The organism is Pseudonocardia sp. TRM90224 (assembly GCF_021245725.1).
GTDB lineage: Bacteria > Actinomycetota > Actinomycetes > Mycobacteriales > Pseudonocardiaceae > Pseudonocardia.
Window position 1 is genome coordinate 61,435 of record NZ_JAJGSX010000033.1, and the last position, 20,226, is coordinate 81,660.

Annotated in this window: 18 protein-coding genes; 7 read left to right on the forward strand and 11 right to left on the reverse strand. The window is 70.1% G+C overall.

The genetic code is table 11. The features are described from left to right. Positions 1–179 precede the first annotated feature (179 nt). The gene (locus tag LL648_RS32615) at positions 180–836 is read left to right on the forward strand and encodes a winged helix-turn-helix domain-containing protein (RefSeq protein ID WP_232666647.1); all 657 of its coding nucleotides are present in this window, start codon (positions 180–182) and stop codon (positions 834–836) included. Further along, positions 784–1,464 (forward strand): SRPBCC family protein, encoded by a 681-nt coding sequence (locus LL648_RS32620; protein WP_232666648.1) that lies wholly within the window; start codon positions 784–786, stop codon positions 1,462–1,464. Before LL648_RS32615 ends, LL648_RS32620 begins: the two co-directional genes overlap by 53 nt. 22 nt (positions 1,465–1,486) lie before the next feature. Here LL648_RS32620 and LL648_RS32625 read toward each other — a convergent pair whose 3' ends face one another. Then, a complete protein-coding gene (locus LL648_RS32625; RefSeq protein ID WP_232666649.1) occupies positions 1,487–1,906 on the reverse strand; it encodes a RidA family protein in 420 nt (139 codons plus the stop codon). Positions 1,907–2,034: 128 nt separating this feature from the next. On the opposite strand from LL648_RS32625, the gene LL648_RS32630 reads away from it, so the two are divergent. Continuing rightward, entirely contained in the window at positions 2,035–2,382 is a 348-nt protein-coding gene (locus tag LL648_RS32630) for a hypothetical protein (RefSeq protein ID WP_232666650.1), read from the forward strand. A gap of 58 nt (positions 2,383–2,440) precedes the next feature. Here the strand turns inward: LL648_RS32630 and LL648_RS32635 are convergent, their stop codons facing one another. From LL648_RS32635 to LL648_RS32650, 4 genes are all read right to left on the reverse strand, one after another. Further along, positions 2,441–3,331 (reverse strand): carbohydrate ABC transporter permease, encoded by an 891-nt coding sequence (locus LL648_RS32635; protein WP_232666651.1) that lies wholly within the window; start codon positions 3,329–3,331, stop codon positions 2,441–2,443. Next, positions 3,328–4,230 (reverse strand): carbohydrate ABC transporter permease, encoded by a 903-nt coding sequence (locus LL648_RS32640; protein ID WP_232666680.1) that lies wholly within the window; start codon positions 4,228–4,230, stop codon positions 3,328–3,330. Before LL648_RS32640 ends, LL648_RS32635 begins: the two co-directional genes overlap by 4 nt. A 5-nt stretch (positions 4,231–4,235) precedes the next feature. Continuing rightward, on the reverse strand, positions 4,236–5,582 hold the full coding sequence (locus LL648_RS32645; protein ID WP_232666652.1) for an extracellular solute-binding protein: 1,347 nt from the start codon (positions 5,580–5,582) through the stop codon (positions 4,236–4,238). Positions 5,583–5,676: 94 nt separating this feature from the next. Beyond that, positions 5,677–8,694, reverse strand: coding sequence for an alpha-mannosidase (locus tag LL648_RS32650; RefSeq protein WP_232666653.1), 3,018 nt, complete (start codon positions 8,692–8,694; stop codon positions 5,677–5,679). A gap of 136 nt (positions 8,695–8,830) precedes the next feature. Here LL648_RS32650 and LL648_RS32655 point away from each other — a divergent pair, with 136 nt between their 5' ends. From LL648_RS32655 to LL648_RS32670, 4 genes are all read left to right on the forward strand, one after another. Beyond that, positions 8,831–9,976: a LacI family DNA-binding transcriptional regulator gene (locus LL648_RS32655; protein WP_232666654.1), complete on the forward strand. Its 1,146-nt coding sequence runs from the start codon at positions 8,831–8,833 to the stop codon at positions 9,974–9,976. A gap of 64 nt (positions 9,977–10,040) precedes the next feature. Next, on the forward strand, positions 10,041–12,146 hold the full coding sequence (locus LL648_RS32660) for a TerD family protein (RefSeq protein ID WP_232666655.1): 2,106 nt from the start codon (positions 10,041–10,043) through the stop codon (positions 12,144–12,146). Between the two features lie 468 nt (positions 12,147–12,614). After that, positions 12,615–13,247, forward strand: a complete 633-nt coding sequence (locus tag LL648_RS32665) for a TetR/AcrR family transcriptional regulator (protein ID WP_232666656.1) — start codon at positions 12,615–12,617, stop codon at positions 13,245–13,247. Then, positions 13,244–13,924: a YqeB family protein gene (locus tag LL648_RS32670; protein ID WP_232666657.1), complete on the forward strand. Its 681-nt coding sequence runs from the start codon at positions 13,244–13,246 to the stop codon at positions 13,922–13,924. The genes LL648_RS32665 and LL648_RS32670 overlap by 4 nt, the downstream gene beginning before the upstream one ends. A gap of 2 nt (positions 13,925–13,926) precedes the next feature. Here the strand turns inward: LL648_RS32670 and LL648_RS32675 are convergent, their stop codons facing one another. From LL648_RS32675 to LL648_RS32700, 6 genes are read right to left on the reverse strand one after another with little or no spacing between them, the layout of a single operon-like run. After that, positions 13,927–14,934, reverse strand: a complete 1,008-nt coding sequence (locus LL648_RS32675; RefSeq protein ID WP_232666658.1) for a Gfo/Idh/MocA family protein — start codon at positions 14,932–14,934, stop codon at positions 13,927–13,929. After that, positions 14,931–15,935 (reverse strand): Gfo/Idh/MocA family protein, encoded by a 1,005-nt coding sequence (locus tag LL648_RS32680; RefSeq protein ID WP_232666659.1) that lies wholly within the window; start codon positions 15,933–15,935, stop codon positions 14,931–14,933. The genes LL648_RS32675 and LL648_RS32680 overlap by 4 nt, the downstream gene beginning before the upstream one ends. Next, on the reverse strand, positions 15,932–16,774 hold the full coding sequence (locus LL648_RS32685) for a carbohydrate ABC transporter permease (RefSeq protein WP_232666660.1): 843 nt from the start codon (positions 16,772–16,774) through the stop codon (positions 15,932–15,934). The genes LL648_RS32680 and LL648_RS32685 overlap by 4 nt, the downstream gene beginning before the upstream one ends. Further along, on the reverse strand, positions 16,767–17,705 hold the full coding sequence (locus LL648_RS32690; RefSeq protein ID WP_232666661.1) for a carbohydrate ABC transporter permease: 939 nt from the start codon (positions 17,703–17,705) through the stop codon (positions 16,767–16,769). The genes LL648_RS32685 and LL648_RS32690 overlap by 8 nt, the downstream gene beginning before the upstream one ends. After that, positions 17,702–19,042, reverse strand: coding sequence for an ABC transporter substrate-binding protein (locus tag LL648_RS32695; RefSeq protein ID WP_232666662.1), 1,341 nt, complete (start codon positions 19,040–19,042; stop codon positions 17,702–17,704). The genes LL648_RS32690 and LL648_RS32695 overlap by 4 nt, the downstream gene beginning before the upstream one ends. Beyond that, on the reverse strand, positions 19,011–20,198 hold the full coding sequence (locus LL648_RS32700) for an ROK family transcriptional regulator (RefSeq protein ID WP_232666663.1): 1,188 nt from the start codon (positions 20,196–20,198) through the stop codon (positions 19,011–19,013). Before LL648_RS32700 ends, LL648_RS32695 begins: the two co-directional genes overlap by 32 nt. Between the last annotated feature and the right edge of the window lie 28 nt (positions 20,199–20,226).

Genomic DNA, 20,226 nt, shown 5'->3' on the forward strand with positions numbered 1-20,226 from the left:
TTCCCCACCGTTTTGGGTGGATGCGCGCCCCCACGGCGCGCAGGTGCCCAAAACGGTGGGGAAGTTGCGCTCCGGGACCCGTCGATGACGCTAGGAAGGCGGCGTTTCACCGGGAGAGCACGGACATTTCTCGCCCGCCATCTTTTGACAAACGAGTTTTCCTAGTGGAGGCTGGCGGCATGGCCGAGGCACTGGACGTCCTGCGTGAAGCGGACATGCGCGGCACGCTCTCCCCGCTGCGGCGACAGATCCTCGCCGAGCTGCAGGAGCCGGCGTCGGCGACCGTCGTGGCGGCCCGGATCGGGGAGACCCGCCAACGGGTCAACTACCACCTGCGCGAGCTGGAGAAGGCCGGGCTCGTCGAGTTGGTGGAGACCCGGCAACGGCGGGGGCGCACCGAGCGGGTCGTGCGGGCGACGGCGCGCACGGTCGTCGTCGCGCCGCAGGTGCTCGGAGAGGCCTCGACCGACGACCAGGACCGCTTCGCCGCCGAGACCCTGCTGGCCACGACGGCGCGAGCGTTCAGCGACGTCGCCGCGCTCCGTGACGGTGCCCGCGACGCGGGCAAGCGCCTGGTCACCTTCACGATCACCGCCGACGTCGGGTTCGCGGAGCCGGCCGACATCGCCCGGTTCGCCGACGAGCTGGCCGGCCGGGTCGCGGAGCTCGCCGCCGCCTACGGGTCAGCGCGATCGGAGCGCCGCTACCGGCTGGTGATCGCCGGACATCCCGCAACCCAAACACCGGCACCGACACCGACACCGACACCTGAGGAGGAACCCGATGAGCAGCACAAAACGACCGATCCTGGAGCTGGTGGTCACAGCACCCCGTGAAGAGGTGTGGCGGGCCGTCAGCACCACCGACGGCCTGCGCGAATGGTTCGGCTACGACTACGACGCCCGCGACGGCGGACGCCCCGAGCGGCCGGCGGCCGGGTCGGAGGACGAGCTGCGCTCGTTCGTCGACGACTCGGAGCTGCACCCGCCGGAGCGCATCGCGTTCGACGACGACACCGAGCTCCTGCTCGCCGCCGACGGCGACCGCACGGTCGTGCGGCTCGTCGTGCCGGACGTCTCCGACGCGAACTGGGAGGACCTCTACAGCGGGGTTGCCGACGGCTGGCGCTTCTACCTCGAGCAGCTGCGCTTCTGGCTGGAGGCGGCGCCGCCCGGCCACCGCCGCACCGTCCACATGCAGGGCGAGGCGACCGGACCGCAGGTCGTCGAGCTCGTCGGCGAGGGGGCACCTTGGTACGACGCCAGCATCGTGACCGCCGACGGCTGGCTGGTCTCCGTCGGCGCCGACCCGACCAGCACCGACGTCGGCCCGGTCAACGTGATCGTCTCCACCTACGGGCTCGACGACGAGGCGTTCGCCGCCGTCCGCGACGACTGGTCGGCACGCTGGCACGCCGTGGTCGGCAAGGCCGAGGTGATCACCGCGGAGCGAACGAGCGCATAGAACCCAGAGTTCGGCCTGGCCGTCAGCCCGGCGCCCGGAACCGCTCGTGCGGGACGACCGCGACGGGCACGACCTCCACGAGCAGGTCGGGCGAGACGAGCCCCACGACCTGGATGAGGATGCTCGCCGGCGCGGTTGCGGCCGGGAAGTGCGCGGCGCGCACGCGCTGGATCGCGGGCAGGTCGGCGGGGTCGAGGTAGTAGATCGTCTGCGTCACGATGTCGTCGAGGGTGCCGCCGACCGCCTCCAGGATCAGGCGGACGTTCCCGATCGCCTGCTCCAGCTGCGTGCCGGCGTCGCCGATGCCGACGACGGCGCTGTGCTCGTCCCAGGCGACCTGCCCGGTGATGTGGACGACCACGCCGTCGCCCTGCACGACGCCGTGCGAGAACGCCCGGCCGTTCTGCGGCCAGAGGCCGGGTGGGTTGAATCCGTTCGCCATGCCACCACCTTGCCGCACCCCTGCCGCACCCCTGCCGCACCCCTGCCGCACCCCTGCCGCACCCCTGCCGCACAGGTCGGAGGTGTGTCCGGCTTGAAGGTGGCTGGCGGATGGGTCAACCTTGGCGGGTGGACGCAAGCGAGGAGCCCGTCGTCGAGCTCGACCTCGACGAGGCAGGTGTGGCAACCGAACTTCCCCGGCCGAGCAACAGCGGCGACGCTGTGCAGCAGGTCCCGTACCGGCCGGTCCAGTTCGTCGACGACGACCTGCCGACCGCACTGGAAAGATCGGCCGCCTGGCTGCGCAGCGTCCAGGACTGGCTGGGGGAGCCGGTCGACGTGATCGCCGTGCACCTCGACTACGACGACCGCGACGGTCGCCCGTACTACGACCTCAAGCTGCTGTGCAACGAGGAGGACCTGGCGGGCGCGCCCATCGCCGTGCGCGCGCAGCAGGGCCAGCCGACCGCGCCTTAAGAACCCCACCGGATCTGCGCCGCGCCCCGTCACGGGGCGCGGCGCAAGTGTGGGGTGGTCACCCCTTGACGCTGCCGCCGAACGTGAACGCCCCGCTCAACCGCCGCGACAGCACGAGGTAGAGCAGCACCGCCGGCAGCGAGTAGAGCATCGAGTACGCCGCCAGCTGCCCGTAGATCACGCCCGCGTACTGGCTGAAGAACGTGTAGATGCTGACCGAGGCCGGCAGCTGGTCGTTCGACTGCAGCAGCACGAACGGGACGAAGAAGTTCCCCCACAGCCCGATGAACGTGTAGAGGGCCACCACGGACAGCCCCGGCCACATCAACGGCAGCACGATCGTGCGGAGCGCCTGCATCGCGGACGCGCCGTCGGTCCAGGCCGCCTCCTCGACCTCGATCGGCACCGAGTCCATGAAGTTCTTCGAGAGCCAGATCGCGATCGGCAGCGCCGTCGTCGACATGAACAGGATCGTCCCGGTGTAGGTGTCGATCAGGTTCAGCTGCACGAACAGCCCGTACACCGGCACCATGATCGCGGTGATCGGTAGGCCGGTCATGAACAGGATAGTCAGCAGGAACGGCCGCCGGAACCGCGACCGGTACCGCGAGAGCGGGTAGGCCGCGAGCACCGCGCACAGCATCGTCAAGAGCGTGGCGCCGCCGCAGAGGATGAACCCGTTGCGCATCGGCCGGAAGGTGGTCTCCTCGTCGAGCACCGCGCTGAAGTTCTCGAGTGTCCACGGGTCCGGCCAGCTCACGGAGAGGCCCGCGGTGGCGTTGAACGCCGCGAGCACCACCCAGAGCAGCGGGATGACGTAGCAGGCGGCGATGACGATCAGGGCGGCGTTGACCGCACCCTTGCCGACCATCGCCGTCCCTCGGCCACGCCGGGGTGCCGGCGCGGGCAGGGTCGCGCTCGGCGCGGGGACGCGCACGTCGGTGGTCATGACGTGTTCTCCTCGAGCCGGAGGATCCGCAGGTAGAACAGCGAGAAGATGCCGCCGATCAGCAGCAGGATCAGCGCGATCGCCGTGCCGTAGCCGAGCTGTGAGAACGAGAACGCCTGTTCGTAGGCGAAGATCGGCAGCGTCGTGCTCTTGCTGCTCGGACCGCCCTTCGTCATCGCCCAGATCAGCCCGAACACCGAGAGCGTCTGCAGCGTGATGAGCATCAGGTTGGTCGCGATCGAACGCCGGATCATCGGCAACGTGATCGAGAACAGCGTGCGCCACGTGCCGGCGCCGTCGACCTTCGCGGCCTCGACGATCTCCGTCGGGACGTCGGAGAGCGCCGCCGAGTAGACGAGCATCGAGAACGCCGTGCCCCGCCAGATGTTGGCGATCGCCACCGCGAGGATCGGGGTGGTGTACAGCCAGTTCTGGGTCGGGACGCCGATGGAGGCGAGGATGGCGTTCAACGAGCCGTCGGGGCCGAGGAACGTCAGCCACAGGTAGCCGGCGACGACCTCCGGCAGCACCCAGGCGCCGACGACGATCGCGCTGACGGTCGCCCGCACCGGAGCGCTGCCCGAGCGCATGAGCAGCGCCAGGATCATGCCCAGCACGTTCTGCCCGATGATTGCCGAGACCACCGTGAAGAACAGCGTGTAGAGCACGGCCCGGCCGAACTCGGGGCTGGTGAACGCCTTGGCGAAGTTCTCGACGCCGACGAAGTCGATGCCGGACGAGCCGGTGAGCGCCATGTCGGTGAACGCGGCGTAGATGCAGTAGAGGATCGGGCCGCCGAGGAAGACGGCCAGCAGGATCACCGCCGGACCCAGCGGCAGGCCGCGCAGGAGCGCGCGCCTGCCGCTGGAACGCCGAGGGGTGCCCGCCTCGAGCGTCATGGAGGTCACGAGCCGGGAGCCTCCGCGACCTCGCCGTCCGTGATCGAGCGGACCGCCTCGTCGTACTCGGCGGCTGCCTGGTCGACGCTCGCCGCGCCGGTGATCACCTTCTCGGTGGCGACCTGGATCTCGCTGGAGACCCGCGGGTACTTCGAGTACGCAGGGCGGTACTTCGTGTCCTTCACCAGGCCGGCGAAGAACGCGTTGGTCGGGTTGGCCTCGAGGTAGGTCGGGTCGGCCGCGACGTCGTTGCGCACCGGGATCTGGACGTTCTCGATCGCCCACTTCAGCTGGTGCTGCTTGTCGGAGAGCATGGTGATCAGCTCCCACGCCTTGTCCTGGTTGTCGGAGTTCTGCGGGATCGCCCACGTCCAACCACCGGAGAGGCTGATGCGGCCGGCGCCCTGCCCGGTCTGCGTCGGCATCGCAGTCGGGGACATGACCGTGCTCCACTCCGGCCACGGCACCGCGCCGGTCGGCTGCCAGTTCAACGCGGTGAACGAGCCGTCGACGGCGATCGCGAGCTTGCCCTCCGGGATCAGCTGTTGGCCGACCTTGCTCGTCCAGGTGGGGTCGAGCACCTGCTGCGGGCTGGCGGCGAGGCCTTCCTTGTAGATCGTGTCGAGGAAGGTCAGCGCGTCCTTGAAGCCCTTGCTCCCGATGATCCACTTGCGGGTGGACTCGTCGTAGAGGGTGTCGTTGGTGCCGTAGAGCAGCATCTCGAAGCCCTGCATCGACGCGGCCTCGCCGACGCCCTTGCCGGCGTAGACGTTCAGCGGCTGCACGTCGGGCACAGCCGCCTTGACCGCACGGGCCGCGGTGAGGATGTCGTCCCAGTTCTTCGGCGCCCAGTCGGCCGGGAGACCGGCCTTGGCGAAGATCTGCTTGTTGAACCAGATCCCGCGGGTGTCGGTGCCGTCCGGGATGCCGTAGACCTTCCCTTCGAGCGAGGTGCCGCCCTTCTTCGCGGTCGCGTTGAAGTTCTGCCAGTCGGCCCAGCCGGCGATCTTGTCGTCGAGCGGGCGCAGGTAGCCGGCGTCGATGTCGGAGTTGATCTGGAAGGTGTCCTCGTAGATGAGGTCGGGAGCCGTCCGCGGTGAGCGCATCTGCAGCTGCAGCTTCGTCGGGTACTCGGCCTCACCTGCGACGATCGGTTGCAGATCGACCGTGAGACCGGGGTTGGCCGCCTCGAACTCGGCCTTCACGCCGGTCAGGTAGTTCTTCTGCACCTCCGACTTGCCGAACTGCCGGTAGGTCACGGTGAGGGTGTTCGTATCGCCCGAGCTGCTGCCGCCGCCGCACGCCGTGACCGCAACAGCGGCCAGACCGGCTACTGCGGCCGCGGCGAGCACGCGACGTCTCGTGACTTCGGGTGCGGACCTCGTTGTCTGCCGTGCTTCCATCAGGCGCCAGCCTTTCCTGGGCGGGGGTGTGGGACGGGAAAGATCAAGCGAGCGGGAACCGCAAGGTGAGGATCTGGAACGGCCGCAGCGTGAGCGCGACCGATCCGTCGTCGAGCACGGGAGCCTGGTCGTCGAGCGTGCGCTCCAGCAGGTCGGTCACGACGACCGACGCGGCGTCGAAGCCCAGCGCGAGCGAGCCCTGCGCGCGGGCGCCCAGCGACTCGTAGACACGCACGACCACGTCGCCGGAGCCGTCGTCGGCGAGCTTGACCGCAGAGACGACGATGCCGTCGTGGTCGCAGGTGACCAGCGGCGCCACCGCGGCCGAGCCGGTGACCTGCCGCTGCGGCAGGTTGATCCGGAAGCCCTCACGGGTCGCGCCGTCCACGTCGACGCCGGGCACCAGCGCGTAGCGCAAGGTGTGCACGCCCTGGTCGGTCTCCGGGTCGGGGTAGCGCGGCGCGCGCAGCAGCGAGAGCCGCACGGTGGTCGTCGTGCCGCCGTCCGCGCGGACGGTGCGGGAGACGTCGTGGCCGTAGGTCGAGTCGTTGACCACCGCGACCCCGAAGCCCGGCTCCGCGACGTGCAGGAAGCGGTGCGCGCAGATCTCGAACTTCGCCGCCTCCCAGCTCGTGTTGGTGTCGGTCGCGCGGTGCAGGTAGCCGAACTGCGTCTCCGCCGTCGACCGCTCCGCGCGCACGTCCAGCGGGAACGCCGCCTTGAGGAACAGCTCCGACTCGTGCCAGTCGACCTCGGTCTCGATGTCGACGCGCTGCGCGCCCGGCGCCACCGATGTCACCTGCGTCGCGGTGGACGCACCGAACCGGCGCACCACGCGGACTGCCGCCACGCCCGTTGCCGCATCGACGTCGTGCTCGATCGACACCAGGTCGACGAGGTCGGTGACGGTGTTGCGGTAGGTGTGGTCGATGTCCCACGCGTCCCAGTGGGCCGGGAGGTCGGGGTGGATCTGCAGCAGGTTGCCGGCCTGGCCGGGGGCGATGGTCTCGCGGCCCGATGCCAGCTCGACGACGGACGTGAGCAGGCCACGCGCGTCGACGGTGGCCCGCACGAGGCCGTTGTCCAGCACGAACCCGCCGTCGGCCGCGGTGACGCCGACGGCCTCCGGCGCGTCACCCGCGACGATCGCGCCACCGGCGGCGACGCCGTCGCGGGCGTGCGGAGCGCCGTTGAACACGACCGTGCCGCTGCCCTCGCCGGCCAGCGCCCGCTGCGCGCCGGTGATGATCGTGTCGAGCTCGCCCGTGATCCGCTCGTACGTCTCGCGGCTCTCGCGGTGCACCCAGGCGATCGAGCTGCCGGGCAGGATGTCGTGGAACTGGTGCAGCAGCGCCGTCTTCCAGATGCGGTCGAGCTCGGCGTACGGGTACTCGGCGCCGGTGCGGACCGTCGCGGTGGCGCACCACAGCTCGGCCTCGCGCAGCAGGTGCTCGGTGCGCCGGTTGCCCTGCTTGTTCTTGGCCTGGCTGGTGTACGTGCCGCGGTGCAGCTCCAGGTAGAGCTCACCGACCCAGACCGGGGCGTCGGGGTAGTCCTCGTGCGCCTTCTCGAAGAACCGCTCGGGCGCCTCGATCTCGACCCGCGCGGAGCCTTCGAGGTCGCGCAGGCGCGCGGCGCGGCCGAGCATCTCCCTGGTGGGGCCGCCGCCGCCGTCGCCCCACCCGAACGGCACGAGCGAGCGGTTGGCGCGGCCCTTGTCGGCGAAGTTGCGCACGAGGTGCGCCATCTCGTCGCCGGAGAGCTCGGAGTTGTAGGTGTCGACCGGCGGGAAGTGGGTGAAGACCCGCGATCCGTCGAGGCCCTCCCACCAGAACGAGTGGTGCGGGAACTTGTTGAACTGGCTCCACGAGATCTTCTGCGTGAGGAACCACTTCGACCCCGAGAGGTGCACGAGCTGCGGGAACGCCGCTGTGTAGCCGAACGAGTCGGGCAGCCAGATCTCCTGGGTGTCGATGCCCAGCTCGTCGAGGAAGAACCGCTTGCCGTGCACGAGCTGGCGCGCCAGCGCTTCGCTGCCCGGCATGTTGGTGTCGGACTCGACCCACATGCCACCGACCGGGACGAGCTGCCCGGCCGCGGCCTTCTCCTTCATCCGCTCCCACAGGTCGGGGCGGTGCTCCTGCATCCAGGCCCACTGCTGCGCCGACGACATCGCGAACACGAGGTCCGGGTCGTCGTCCATGAGCGCGGTGACGTTCGCGATGGTGCGCCCGACCTTGCGGACGGTCTCGCGCAGTGGCCACAGCCAGGCCGAGTCGATGTGCGCGTGCCCGACGGCGCTGACGCGGTGCGCGCTGGCGACGGCAGGGGCGGCGAGCGCGGGGGCGAGCACGGCGCGGGTGGCAGCTGCGCTGCCGGAGACGTCCTTGAGGTCGAGGGTGCGGTCGACGGCGTCCTCGAGGGCGCGCAGCAGGTTCCACCGGCGCGGGTTGCCCATTTCGAGGTTGCGCATGAGCTGCGCGAGCACCTCGACGTCGCGGACGAGCTGCCACACCTCGTCGTCGTAGACCGCGAGGTCGATGCGTCGGACGCGGTAGAGCGGGTGATCACCGGCGGTGCGGACGTCGCCGAGGGGAGTGACGGCGTTGTCGGAGACGTCGGGGTTCGCGGCGGCCTCGACGTACAGATCGATCTGCTCGCCGCCCTCGGCCTTGTCGGCGATGCGTACCCACGTGTTGGTCGGGTTGAGGCCCTTGATCGCGGTGCCGTCGGGGCGGTGCACGAGCCCCTCTGCGGAGAACCCGCTGTGCGACTGGGAGAAGCCGAGGTCGATGACGGCCTCGACAGCGCGGCCGGCCCATCCGGCGGGGACCGTGCCGGTGATGTGGAACCAGCTGGTGCCCCACGCGGGGCCCCACGCCTCGTTGCCCTGCAAGGGGCGGTAGTCGGCGGCGATGCCTTCGGCCGCCGGGACCGGCTCGCCGGGCGCGTGCCACACCTCGACCGTCAGGGGCGCGGTCTCGCCGTGCACTGCCGGGCGGATGCGCTCGCGCAGGATCCGGTCGATGCGCTCTTCGACCAGCTGGCGATCGTCGTGCATGCGGTTTGCTCCTCGTCGAGACCCGGATGAAGGACCGCGCAAACCGTTTCATCAATGCTTTAATGCGTCAATGTCTGGCTGTCGGTGAGGGCGCATATGGTTTGCGTGACCAGAGGGCCGATACCGAAGGGGAGTGATGGGAGCACCGCAGGACCGGCCGCAGCCGGCATCGGGTGTCGCGCTGTTCGCGTGGGTCAAGCAGGAGCTGCTCGACTCGATCGCCCGTGGCGAGTTCACCGCTGAGCAGCCGTTCGTCACCCAGCGGGAGATCGTCGAACGCTACGGCGTCTCGACGACGACGGCCGTGCGCGCGCTGAACGAGCTGGTGAGCGACGGTGTTGTGGTGCGCCGCCGCGGCCGGGGGACGTTCGTCGCCGAGCGGGTGCCGCAGCCGGCCGCGCCGCGCACCGCGTCGAACGGGCAGCCGGTGGTCACCTACGTCAGCGCCGACGCCAACAGCCCGCACGAGACGTCGCTGCTCAACGGCCTCGCCGCCGAGTGCGCCCTGCTCGGCTACCGCGTGGGCGTCGAGTACAGCCGCGGCGTCGCGCACGAGGAGGAGGTGCTGCGAGGCATTCACGAGAGCGGCGCCTCGCAGGCGGTCGTGCTGTTCGCCCGCGAGGGCACGACGTCGATGACGGCGATCGACGAGCTGCGCCGCGCCGGCGTCGCCGTCGTGTTGGTCGACCGCTACGTGCCGGGCCTGCCCACCGACGCCGTGCTCTTCGACGACTTCGCGATCGGCTACGAGATCACCGAGACCATGATCGCCCGCGGCCACGGCTCGCCGGTGGTGCTCTGGAGCGAGTCGGACGTGACCTCCGTGCGCGACCGGCTGTCCGGCCACTACCGGGCGCTGCGCGCCAACGGCCTCGCCGAGCTGCCCGAGCGCTCCGCGCTGCGCGGCTACGACTCGCTCGACCCCACAATCCGTCGGTCGCGGCTGCGCTCGTGGCTGGAAGGCGACCCCCCGCTCACCGGCCTGATCTGCGGAAACGCCCCCACCCTCGCGCTGGTCGTCTCCGACATGCTGGCCATGGAGACCGGCTTCACCGGCTCCGTCGAGTTCGCCTGCATGGATCAGTCGCTCGTCGAGGTCTCCCCGCTCGCCGTCGCCTCCGCCCGCCTCCCGACCCGCGAGATGGGCCGCCAGGCCGCCCGCCTCCTGCACGAACGCCTCACCGGCCACGCCGGCCCCCTGCGCCACATCGTCCTGCCCGTGCAGGTGGACGCCGCCGACCGCGGGCAGAACCGCCTCGGGGTGATCGGGACGCCGAGCTGACGAGTCGGTTGGGCCATTTGCGCGTTCCGTAACTGTTCGACAGCGCACCGCGATGTTGTTGTTCGTGACCCAGGCACTGCTCCCCAAGGGAGCCAACATCGCGTTGGTTGATCGTGCGGCAGTCGACGACAGCCGTCTCCAGGCCGTCGTTCGGTGGTCGGACGCCGCAGGTGTCGGAGAGGTCGACGTCGCCGCGCTGCTGCTCGGTCCGGACGGCCGGGTGCGCTGCGATCAAGACTTCGTGTTCTACAACGCGCCGACTGGGGGCGACGGCGCGGTTCGCCTGCTGGGTAAGCGGTCGGAGGAGGACGCCACGGAAGATCGCGTGGCGGTGGACCTCGAGGCGCTCCCGTCCGATGTGTCGACCGTGGTCATCGTGGCCAGCCTCGACGCGCCGGACGGTGTCGGGTTCGGCGACGTCCGGGATCTCACGCTCGACCTGGTTGATCCGTCAGGCCGGTCGCGGGCCCGGTTTCCTGTAGCCGATGCTGGGCCGGAGACGGCGATGGTCCTGGGCGAGGTCTACCTGCGCAACGAGGAATGGAAGTTCCGTGCCGTCGGGCAAGGCTGGGCGTCGGGCCTGGCCGGGTTGGCGACGGACTACGGCATCGACGTGGATGACCCGGTCGAACCGGATGGATCCGGCGATGAACTTGCGAGCGCGATCGTCGACGTCGTTGCTGCGGCGCCGGACGGCGATCACCTTGTGGAGCTGGCGCCGAGCGTCGACATCGAGGAGATCGTGTCGGCCGTGACGGAGGAGCCGCCTGCTGCCGCAGCGGCCGACGCGGCGCCGGCGAAGCGTGCCCGGGCGGGCGTGCGGACCCGCAAGAAGCGCACCAAAGCAGCGACCTTGCCGGCCCTGACGTTGGCGGTCGATCCGAGCTGGCAGCCGTCCCGCCTGTTCTCGATCTCCGGAGTGGGCAGCGCTGAGGAGCAGGAGCGCCGCGCGACCTCGACCTTGCTGTCGATGATGATGGCCGTGCGGGAGTTCGGACGGGCGCTGGTGGCGCGCTTCGGCGGTCCGGCAGGCTCGATCGAGACCTACCTGGAAGTGCCGTTCACCCTGGAGGATCGTACGGCGATCCCGGACGGCGTCATCCGCGTCGCTCGCGCCGGCAGGATCTGGACGGCGCTGGTGGAAGTGAAGACCGGCGCCAATACACTTCGCGCGGACCAGGTCGAGCGGTATCTCGACCTGGCGCGGCAGCAGGGCTACGACGCAGTCGTGACGTTGTCGAATGATCTTGCGCCGGTCGGGGGCGTGCATCCGGTACCTGTGGACGGGCGCAAGCTCCGCAAGGTTGCGCTGCATCACATCTCGTGGTCGGAGATCCTTCACGAAGCGCAGATGCAGCTGGCGCATCGTGGGCTCGACGACCGGCTCCAGGCGTGGCTGCTCGCGGAACTGGTGCGCTACCTGGAGCACCCGAGGTCGGGGGCGGCCGGGTTCGACGACATGGGTGCGGCGTGGGTCCCTGTGCGGGAGGCGGTTGCCGCCAACACGCTGCGGGCCGGGGACGGCAAGGTCGGCACGGTCACGACGGCGTGGGAGAAGCTGGTCCGCCACCTCTGCCTGCAGATGACGAGCCGGCTGGGCGTCACCGTTGCGCCGGTGCTTCCGCGCAGGCTCGCGAGCGACCACGCCGCACGTGCGCAGGCCGCGGCTGCCGAGCTCTCGACGTCCGGGACGCTGTCGGCAAAGTTGCGGGTGCCTGGTGCGGCGGGTCCGGTCGCTGTCGTGGCCGACCTGCGCACAGCGCAGATCCGCGTCTCGATCGAGGTCGAGGCGCCGCGGGCGGGCGGCAACACGCGGCGGGTCAACTGGATGACGCGACAGCTGGCCGAAGCTCCGGACAGTCTGGCGGTCGAGGTGCTGTTCGTGCGCCGCGAGCAGACGTCCTGCGAGCTGCTGAAGGACGTCCGCGACAACCCAGCGCTGCTCCTGCCCGACCCCGCCGCTGAGGTCCGCGCGTTCCGCCTGACCGCGACTTCGCCGATGGGCACCAAGCGCAACGGCCTCCGGAAGGCGTTCGTGCCGAGCGTCAACGACGCGGTAGACGCGTTCTACGCGCGAGTCGTCCAGGTGCTCCGGCCGACGCCACCCCGGATGCCGAGCGAACTTGCCGCAGACGCCATTGATGCCGTCGACCGCGCGGTCGACGCCTAATTCAGAAACCGCCCGCTCCATATCTCGGGACGCAAGAAGGCGATCGGGGAACGTTCCCGTGGCAGTCTCGACTTGCAACTCGGCGATACCATCGAGTGTGGCCGTCGAGACCTGCGGACATGGCTCCATTTTAGTCGAGACGAAGATCATCGGCCAGTCCACTTTCGACTTGCGATGACAGGAGGCCACATTCCAGGCGGCCTCGCCGCACCCCTGGACAAAGCGTCGACAACGACGTTATGGCTGTTTGTGAGCGCTAACAACAGCCAAAACGTCGTTGTCGACGCCCAAGCCCGGCCTGCGCCGACGGCGTGCCGCCACCCATAGGTGGGGCTGAGAGCCGTGGTGGAGGTGTCGACTCGCCCGCCCCACCCCGACCCGCGCAGGGTGGTGCCGCGACTCGCGCATGGTGGTGCCCCGGCTCGCCCCGGCCCCGCGCTCCCTGGTTGCTCGTATAGGATCCTGGTTGTGCATTCAGGAACCCAGGCCGACGCTGCAGGTTCCTTCATCGAGCAGGCGCGGCGGGCGCAGATCGTGCGGGCGACGATCGAGGTACTCGCCGCGCAGGGGTTCGGGGCGGCCTCGTTCGTGCGGATCGCGGAGCGGGCCTCGATCAGCCCCGCCCTGATCAGCTACCACTTCCGCACCAAGGACGCGTTGATGGGCGGCGTGCTCGCAACGATCGAGAAGCGCCTCGACGAGGCGATGGCGGGCGGCGGCGAGGAGGAGCCTGCGTCGTATCCGGACGCCCTGCGGGGGATGCTGGAGCGTTTTGTCGCGCACTGCTCCGCCCACGGCGACGAGATCAGCGCCATGACGGAGATCCGGCGGGCGGCGAGCATGCGCGCGACGGTCGCGAAGAGCCACGAGCGGGGCGCGGCGGAGCTCGTCGCCTTCATCGAGGAAGGTCAGCGGTACGGCCAGTTCCGCGCGACGGACGCGGCTCTCTTCGCATCGGTGCTGATGTCCGCGATGGGCGAGGTGCCCCGGCTGCTGCGGAACCGCCCCGACGAGCACCGGCGGATCGCCGTCGAATGGGCAGCGCTCTTCGTGCACGCCATCTCCGCCGACACCACACCAGCCTGGAGCGAAGAACCATGACCAAGGCCGTCCATCCCACCGTCGTGCGCCACACGGCCGGCATGCACGTCTTCCTCTGGACCGCGTTCCCGCTCGCCGGCGCCGTCGCGGGCTTTGTGCTCGCCCACGTCCCGGAGTGGATCGCCGCGCTGCCGTGGTTCCCGAACCAGACGAAGATCGCCGAGCTGGCCGGGGTGATCGGGCCGAAGGTCACCGCGGCGCTGGTCGTAGTGGGTGTGCTCGCCGGTGTTGTCGTCGCACTGATGGCCCGGGCCGACCTGCTCACGGTCAGGATCGCCGACGACTCGATCACAGTCAGGCGCAACAACGACGAAGCCGCGTTCGGCCGCGACGCGGTGTCCGGCGCCTTCGTCGATGCCAAGGAGCTCGTCCTCCTCGGCCCGTCCGGCGAGGAACAGGCCAGGGAGAAGACCGATCTGAAGCCGCCGAAGCTGCGGGCCGGGTTCGAGGCGCACTGGTACGTCTGGCACGAGCACGACCCGTACGCCGCGCAGTTCACCCGCTGGATCGACGGATCCACCGGGCTGTCCCAGGACGCGAACGCGATCCTGCGCGCCCGCCAGGCCGCGATCGAGAACGACGACGCCGACGACCGCCGCGAGCTGCGCCAGGAGCTGGCCCGCCACGGGGTCTTCGTTCGCGACGAAGGCAAGCGCCAGTACTGGCGCGCCGTCTGAGGTCAGGCCGGCGCGCCAGTACTGGCGGAGCGGTAGGCGCGCTCGACGATCCGCAACGACCGCAGCCCCGACTCGCCGTCGGGTTGCGGCCGGCGGCCTTCGCGGACCGCGGAGAGGAACTCGTCGAGCATCGCGGCGTCGCCGCCCTCGTCGTAGTCGATCCACAGCGGCGACCGGGTCGGCTCCTGGAAGCCGTGGATCTTCTGCCCGAACGCGTCGAGGTCGGCGATCCCGCCCTCACCGACGACCCTCAGCGTGAGCCCACCCCACGTCGGGTAGTGCGCCGGCTTCGACCAGCTGCAGTCGATCGTTGCGATGACGCCGCCCGGGTAGCCGATCGAGAGCAGCCCGCCGGTCTCCAGCTCGGTCTCGTCCTCCCTGATCATCCGGTTGGTCACCGCGTGCACCGACTCCGCCTCCGCGCCGTCGAAGAGCGCGTCGAGCAGGTCGGCGATGTGCACGGTGTGGTCCATCACCGCGCCCCCGCCGGCCAGCTCGGCGTTGCCGAACCACGACCGGGAGTGCGCAGGCAGCTGCCCGTTGTTCGTCCCCGCCACCGCGACGATCCGCCCCAGCTGCGGGTACGCGTCGCGCAGCGCCTGGAAGGGTCGGGAGAACCGCACCGGGTAGGCGACCATGAGCGAAACGCCGGCCGCGGCGCACGCCGCGATCATGGCCTCGCCGTCGGCGACGGTCGTCGCGAGCGGCTTCTCGCACAGGACGTGCGCGCCCGCGGCAGCGGCCAGCTCGGTGAGCTCGCGGTGGCGGGCGTTCTCCGAGCAGATGATCACCGCGTCCGGCCGGCGCGCGAGCAGCTCCGCGTACGTGTCGACGTAGTCGGTGACGCCCAGCCGCTCCGCGAGCTCGCGCCCGCCCGACTCCCCGGGCCGGTCCACCGCGTCCGGATCGGCGACGACGAGCCGCACGTCCGGCCGCGCCGCCAGCAGCCCGATGTAGCCGGCAGCGTGCAGGTGCGCCATCGACATGACGCCAACGGTCAACTCGCTCATGCCGCCACCTCCACCGGTGCGCCGGTCAGGATCGACGTGTTCGCGGCGACGGCGAGCCGCACCGCCGCCACACCGTCCTCCGCGCTCACCCGCGGCGGCGGCCCCCCGCTGAACGAGACGGCGAACTCACGCAGCTCGGTGAGGAACGGGCTCTCCACCGTCGGGCTCACCGAGACCAGCTCACCGCCGGCCCGGGCCGCCCCGGCATCGACGACGAGCGGCGCCGCGCCCGCCGAGTCGTGCTCCAGCAACCCGTCGGTGCCGGCCACCTGGAACCCGTAGCGGAACCGGGTGCCCTGCCGCGCCCAGGTCCCGGAGCAGCTGCTGATGGCCCCGCCGGCGTGCGTGGCCGTGACGTGCGCAGACACGACCCCGTCGGTCGTGCCCGGCGAGCTGTCGACGATCCGCGCGAAGACCGTCTCGATCTCGCCGCCGATCCACCTCGCGAAGTCGAGGTCGTGGATCATCTGGTCCATCACGAGCCCGCCGGAGAGCGCGGGATCGGCGAACCAGCCGCCGAGGGGCCGCGAGCCGCACCGGTGGAACCGCAGCACGGCGGGTGCGCCGACCGCGCCGGCGGCCACCGCGCGCTGCAACGCCGAGTACTCGGCGAAGTAGCGAACCACGTGCCCCGGCAGGAGCTGGACCCCAGCAGAGGCGCACGCCTTGACCATCGCCTCCGCCGTCGCGGTGTCGAGCGCGAACGGCTTCTCGCAGACGATGTGCCGCCCCGCGGCCGCCGCGGCCAGGACGATCTCGGGGTGGGTGAAGGTCGGCGTGACGACGTCGACGACCTCGACCGCGTCGAGCAGCTCGTCGAGCGACTCCGCGACCTGTCCGCCAGCGAACTCGTTGACCAGCGTGCCCGCGGCACCGTCGATGGAGTAGACGGTGACCTGTGCGCCGAGCGCGAGCCATGCAGGGAGGTGCAGGCGGGCTATTCCACCCGCCCCGACGAGCCCGACCCGGAGGCCGGCCTTGATCGTGTTGATGACGGTCATCCCTTCACTCCGGACAGGGCGATGCCCTGCACGAACTGCCGTTGCAGTGCCAGGTAGGCGACGATCATCGGGATCGACGCCATGAACGACCCGGCCATGAGCACCGGGTAGTTCGTCCGGAACTGCCCCTGCATGCTGGTGAGGCCGGCGCTGATCGGCATCGTCGCCGGGTCGGTGTTCACCACCAGCGGCCACAGCAGGTCGTTCCACGCGTGCATCATCGTGATCACGGCGAGCGCTGCGAGCGCCGGTTTCACCAGCGGCAGCATCACCGAATAGAAGATCCGGAATCGGCCCGCGCCATCCAGGACGGCGGCCTCTTCCAGGTCTTTCGGAATGGTCATGAAGAACTGCCGCAGCAGGAACGTGCCGAATGCCGAGAAGACGCCGGGCAGGATCAGCGCGGGCAAGGTGTTGAGCAGTCCGAGCCAGGACATGATCTGGTACTGCGGCAGGATGAGCAGCTGCTTGGGGATCATCAGCACCGAGAGGAACAGCGCGAACAGCAGCCCGCGGCCGGGGAACTCCAGCCTGGCGAACGCGTAGGCGCCGAGCGCGCAGAACGCGAGCTGGCCGATCGTGCAGGCCGCCGCGACGATGATCGAGTTCACCAGCTGCTGCCCGAACGGCAGCGAGGTGAACACCTCGGCGAAGTTGTCCCACACCCATTCCAGCGGCAGGAACGTCGGCGGGACGTTCGTGACCTCCGACTCGGACTTCAGTGCAGTCAGCACCTGCCACAGGAACGGCCCGATCATCAGCACCGCGCCGACGGTCAGCACGGCGTGCGTGACGACGGAGCCGATCCGGGAGGTGCGGGCGGAGATGGCCTCAGACATAGTTCACCCACCTGCGCTGGAGCCGGAACTGCACGTACGTCAACGCGCCGATGACCAGCATCAGCAGGAACGCGAGCGCCGTCGCGGAGCCCTTGTCACCCTCGGCGAACGCCTTTTGGTAGAAGAGCGAGAGGATCGATTGCGTGGCGTTGAACGCCGGGTTCGCCGAGACGCCGCTCTGGCTCATCACGTAGATCAGGTCGAAGATCTGCAGCGTCGCGATGACGTTGACGATCGAGCAGAAGAAGATCGACGGCGACAGCAGCGGCAGCGTCACGTGCCAGAACCGGCGGAAGCCCGTCGCGCCGTCCAGCTCGGCGGCCTCGTTGTACTCGGCGGGGATGTCCTTCACGCCGGCGATGAAGATGATCAGGTAGTAGCCGACCTGCGACCACACCTGCACGATCCCGATCGCCACCAGCGCCGTCGCCGGATTCGACACCCAGTACGTGCCGGGGATGCCGAAGATGCCGAGGAACTGGTTGATCAGCCCGAAGTCGCCGTTGTAGAGCCATTTCCAGACCATTCCGCTCGCGACCGGCAGCGTCACGAACGGGATGAAGTAGAGCGCGCGGTAGATGGCGACACCACGCAGCCCCTTCCGGTTGAGCAGCACCGCGCAGAGGATCGCGATGGGCAGCGTCAGCAGGCCGATCAGCGCGTAGAGCAGCGTGTTGCCCATCGCCGTCCAGAACGTTTCCAGCTGGAAGATCCCGACGTAGTTGGAGACACCGTTGAACGTGTTGCCGCCGAACGGGCCCCACTCGGTGAAGCTCAGCACGAACGTCGTGACGGCCGGGATGATGTAGAGCACGCCGAGCCCGATGCCGACGGGCGCGATGAACAGGTAGGCGCTGCGGTCGATCCGGCGGGGGCGGGACGTCGCGGTCGTGCCGCGAGCCGCGGCCGGCCGGACGGCGAGGTCGGTCATGCTGACTCCTTTGCGAGCACGACGTTCATGTCGTTGGCCAGCAGGCGGGCCGAGTCCGCGATCGGCCTGCTGCCCTGCCCGACCCACGAGAGCCCGAGCACCTGCAGCTGCATCGATTCCCACGACTCCGTGTTGACCGAGGCCGGGTACGCCGTCGCGTCGGGCACCTGGTCGATGAAGGACTGCAGCCGGAACTCCGGCCGGGAGTCCAGGTACGCCTGCTGGGTGCCGGCGAAGCTGGGCAGGATCGTCCCGGACCGGCCCTGGATCTCGCCGGTGACCCGGTTGGCCATGAACCGGACGAACTCGAAGCACGCGTCGGGGTGCGGCGTGCGGGCGTTGACGACGTTCGCGAGCCCGTGGATGACCGTGGCGCGCCGCCGCCCGCGGGGGAGTACGGCGATGCCGGTGCGGGCCCTGGCCTTCTCGTCCTTGTAGAGCGCGTTGGCGTCGTTGGGCAGGCCGGTCATCATCGCGACCTTCCCGCTCTGCATCAGCGATCGTTCGTTCGTGTCGGCGATGGCCATGGCGTTCGGCGAGAAGCCCTTGTCGATCATCTCGGTGAGGTAGCGGAGCCCGCCGATCGTCGCCTCGTCGGCGAAGCCGGAGCGGCTGTCGCGCAGCACCCAGCCGTCGTTCTGGAAGATCGCCGGATAGAGCGCTCGTTGCCGGTCGAGCGGCGCGGCGTAACCGAAGACGGACTGCGCCGGGTCGCGCAGCGCTCCCGCGGCGTCGACGACGTGCTGCCACGTCCACGTCTCGTCGGGGTAACCGATGCCGGCCTTGTCGAACAGCTCGCGGTTGTAGTACAGGCTGATCGTGTCGAAGTCCTTGGGGATGCCGTACTGCTCGCCGTCGAACTGGTAGAGCCGCACCAGGTTCTGCGGGTGGTCGGCGAGGGTCTCGCCGGCCGTCCGCAGCCGCGCACCCAGCGGCAGCAGGGTCCCGTACTTGGCGAACTTCTGGATGTTGGGCGCGTTCATCCAGAACACGTCGGCGGCGCCGCCGCCGGTGATGGACGTGCGCAGCCTCGTCCAGTACGTGACGAACGGGGTGAGCTGGATCGTGATCTCGATGTCGGGGTGGTCCTTGCGGAACTCGTCGACGACCTGCTGCATCGCCGGTACCTGGTCCTTGTCCCAGACGGCGTAGCCGATGCGGGCGCGCCCGCCACCGGCGTTGAAGGCCGGGCCGGCCGAGGAGCACGCCGCCGACGCGGCCATCGGGAGCGGCAGCGCGGCCAGCGCGCGCAGGACGGTGCGGCGGGAGAGCGGCGGGCTCGCAGGCGGGCTCTCAGGCGGGCTCTCAGTCGGGTGGTGCAGAGGGACGTGCGTCATTGCCGACCTCCACGGAACGGGGGATGGGGGGAGCGGTGAGGGGTGGGTGGACGATCGCCGCGATCAGCGGGGTGGTTCGGATGGCCAGCTGCAGCGCGGAACGGACGGCCCCGAGCACGACCGCCTCCGGGCCGAGCTGCGAGAGCACCAGCGGCATGGTGGTGAACACCGGCCGGTCGAGGTGGCGCTCGACGCCGTCGAGCAGCGGCCGGCCCGCGCGCGAGACGCCGCCGCCGATCACCACCATGTCGGGGTCGAACGCCTTCATCACGAACTCGACGTTCTTCGCGAGGTGTCGGTAGAACACCTCGACCCGCTCCGCGGCGCCGGCGTCGCCGGCGAGCGCGGCGCGGAACGTGCCGTCGACGGTCGAACCCGGGCCCGCGAGCAGCTCTTCGGTGTCGAAGAACAGGTCGGGGATGCTGCCGAGCTCGCCGGCCGCGCCGTGGCGGCCGAGGTGCAGGTGGCCGTCGACCATGATGCCGGCGCTGGTCCGGCGGCCGGCCAGCAGGTAGACGACGTCGTCGACCAGCCGGGCGGCACCCAGCCAGTGCTCGGCGAGCGTCGCCATGTTGGCGTCGTTGACGATGCTGACCGGGACGCCCGACCAGCGGTGGAAGTGCTTCTCGAGGTGCACACCCGTCCAGTCCGGGATCACCGAGCTGAGGGTGACGCGGCCGCCGGGGTCGACGATGCCGGAGACGCCGAGGCTCATGGCCAGCGTCTCGCCCGGCTCGACCCCGACGGCGGCCGTGGCGTCGGTGATCAGCGACCGGACCGCGACCAGCCGCTCGGTGCCGGCCGCCGTGCGGTCGATCGGGCGCGACTCGGTGTGGCGAGCGGCGCCGGTGATGTCGGCGACGATCGCGGTGAGCGTGTTGACGCCGACGTCCACCCCTACGACGAACCCGGCGCTCGGGTTGAGCCGGTAGGTGCGTGCCGGGCGTCCCGCCGAGCGGCCGTCGGCCGGCTCGACGGGGTCCTCCTGCTCGACCCAGCCCATGCCGATCAGCTCGGTGAGGATCGAGTCGACGGTCGGACGGGACAGGCCGGTCAGGCGGGCCAGCTCGGCGAGTCGTGTCCCCTCGTCGGGGCGTAGACCGGCGAGCACGCGCACGGTGTTGGCGTGCCGCTCGGCCGATGAGGTCGGAGCCACGGCATTAAGCTAGCCGGGTTGCATAATT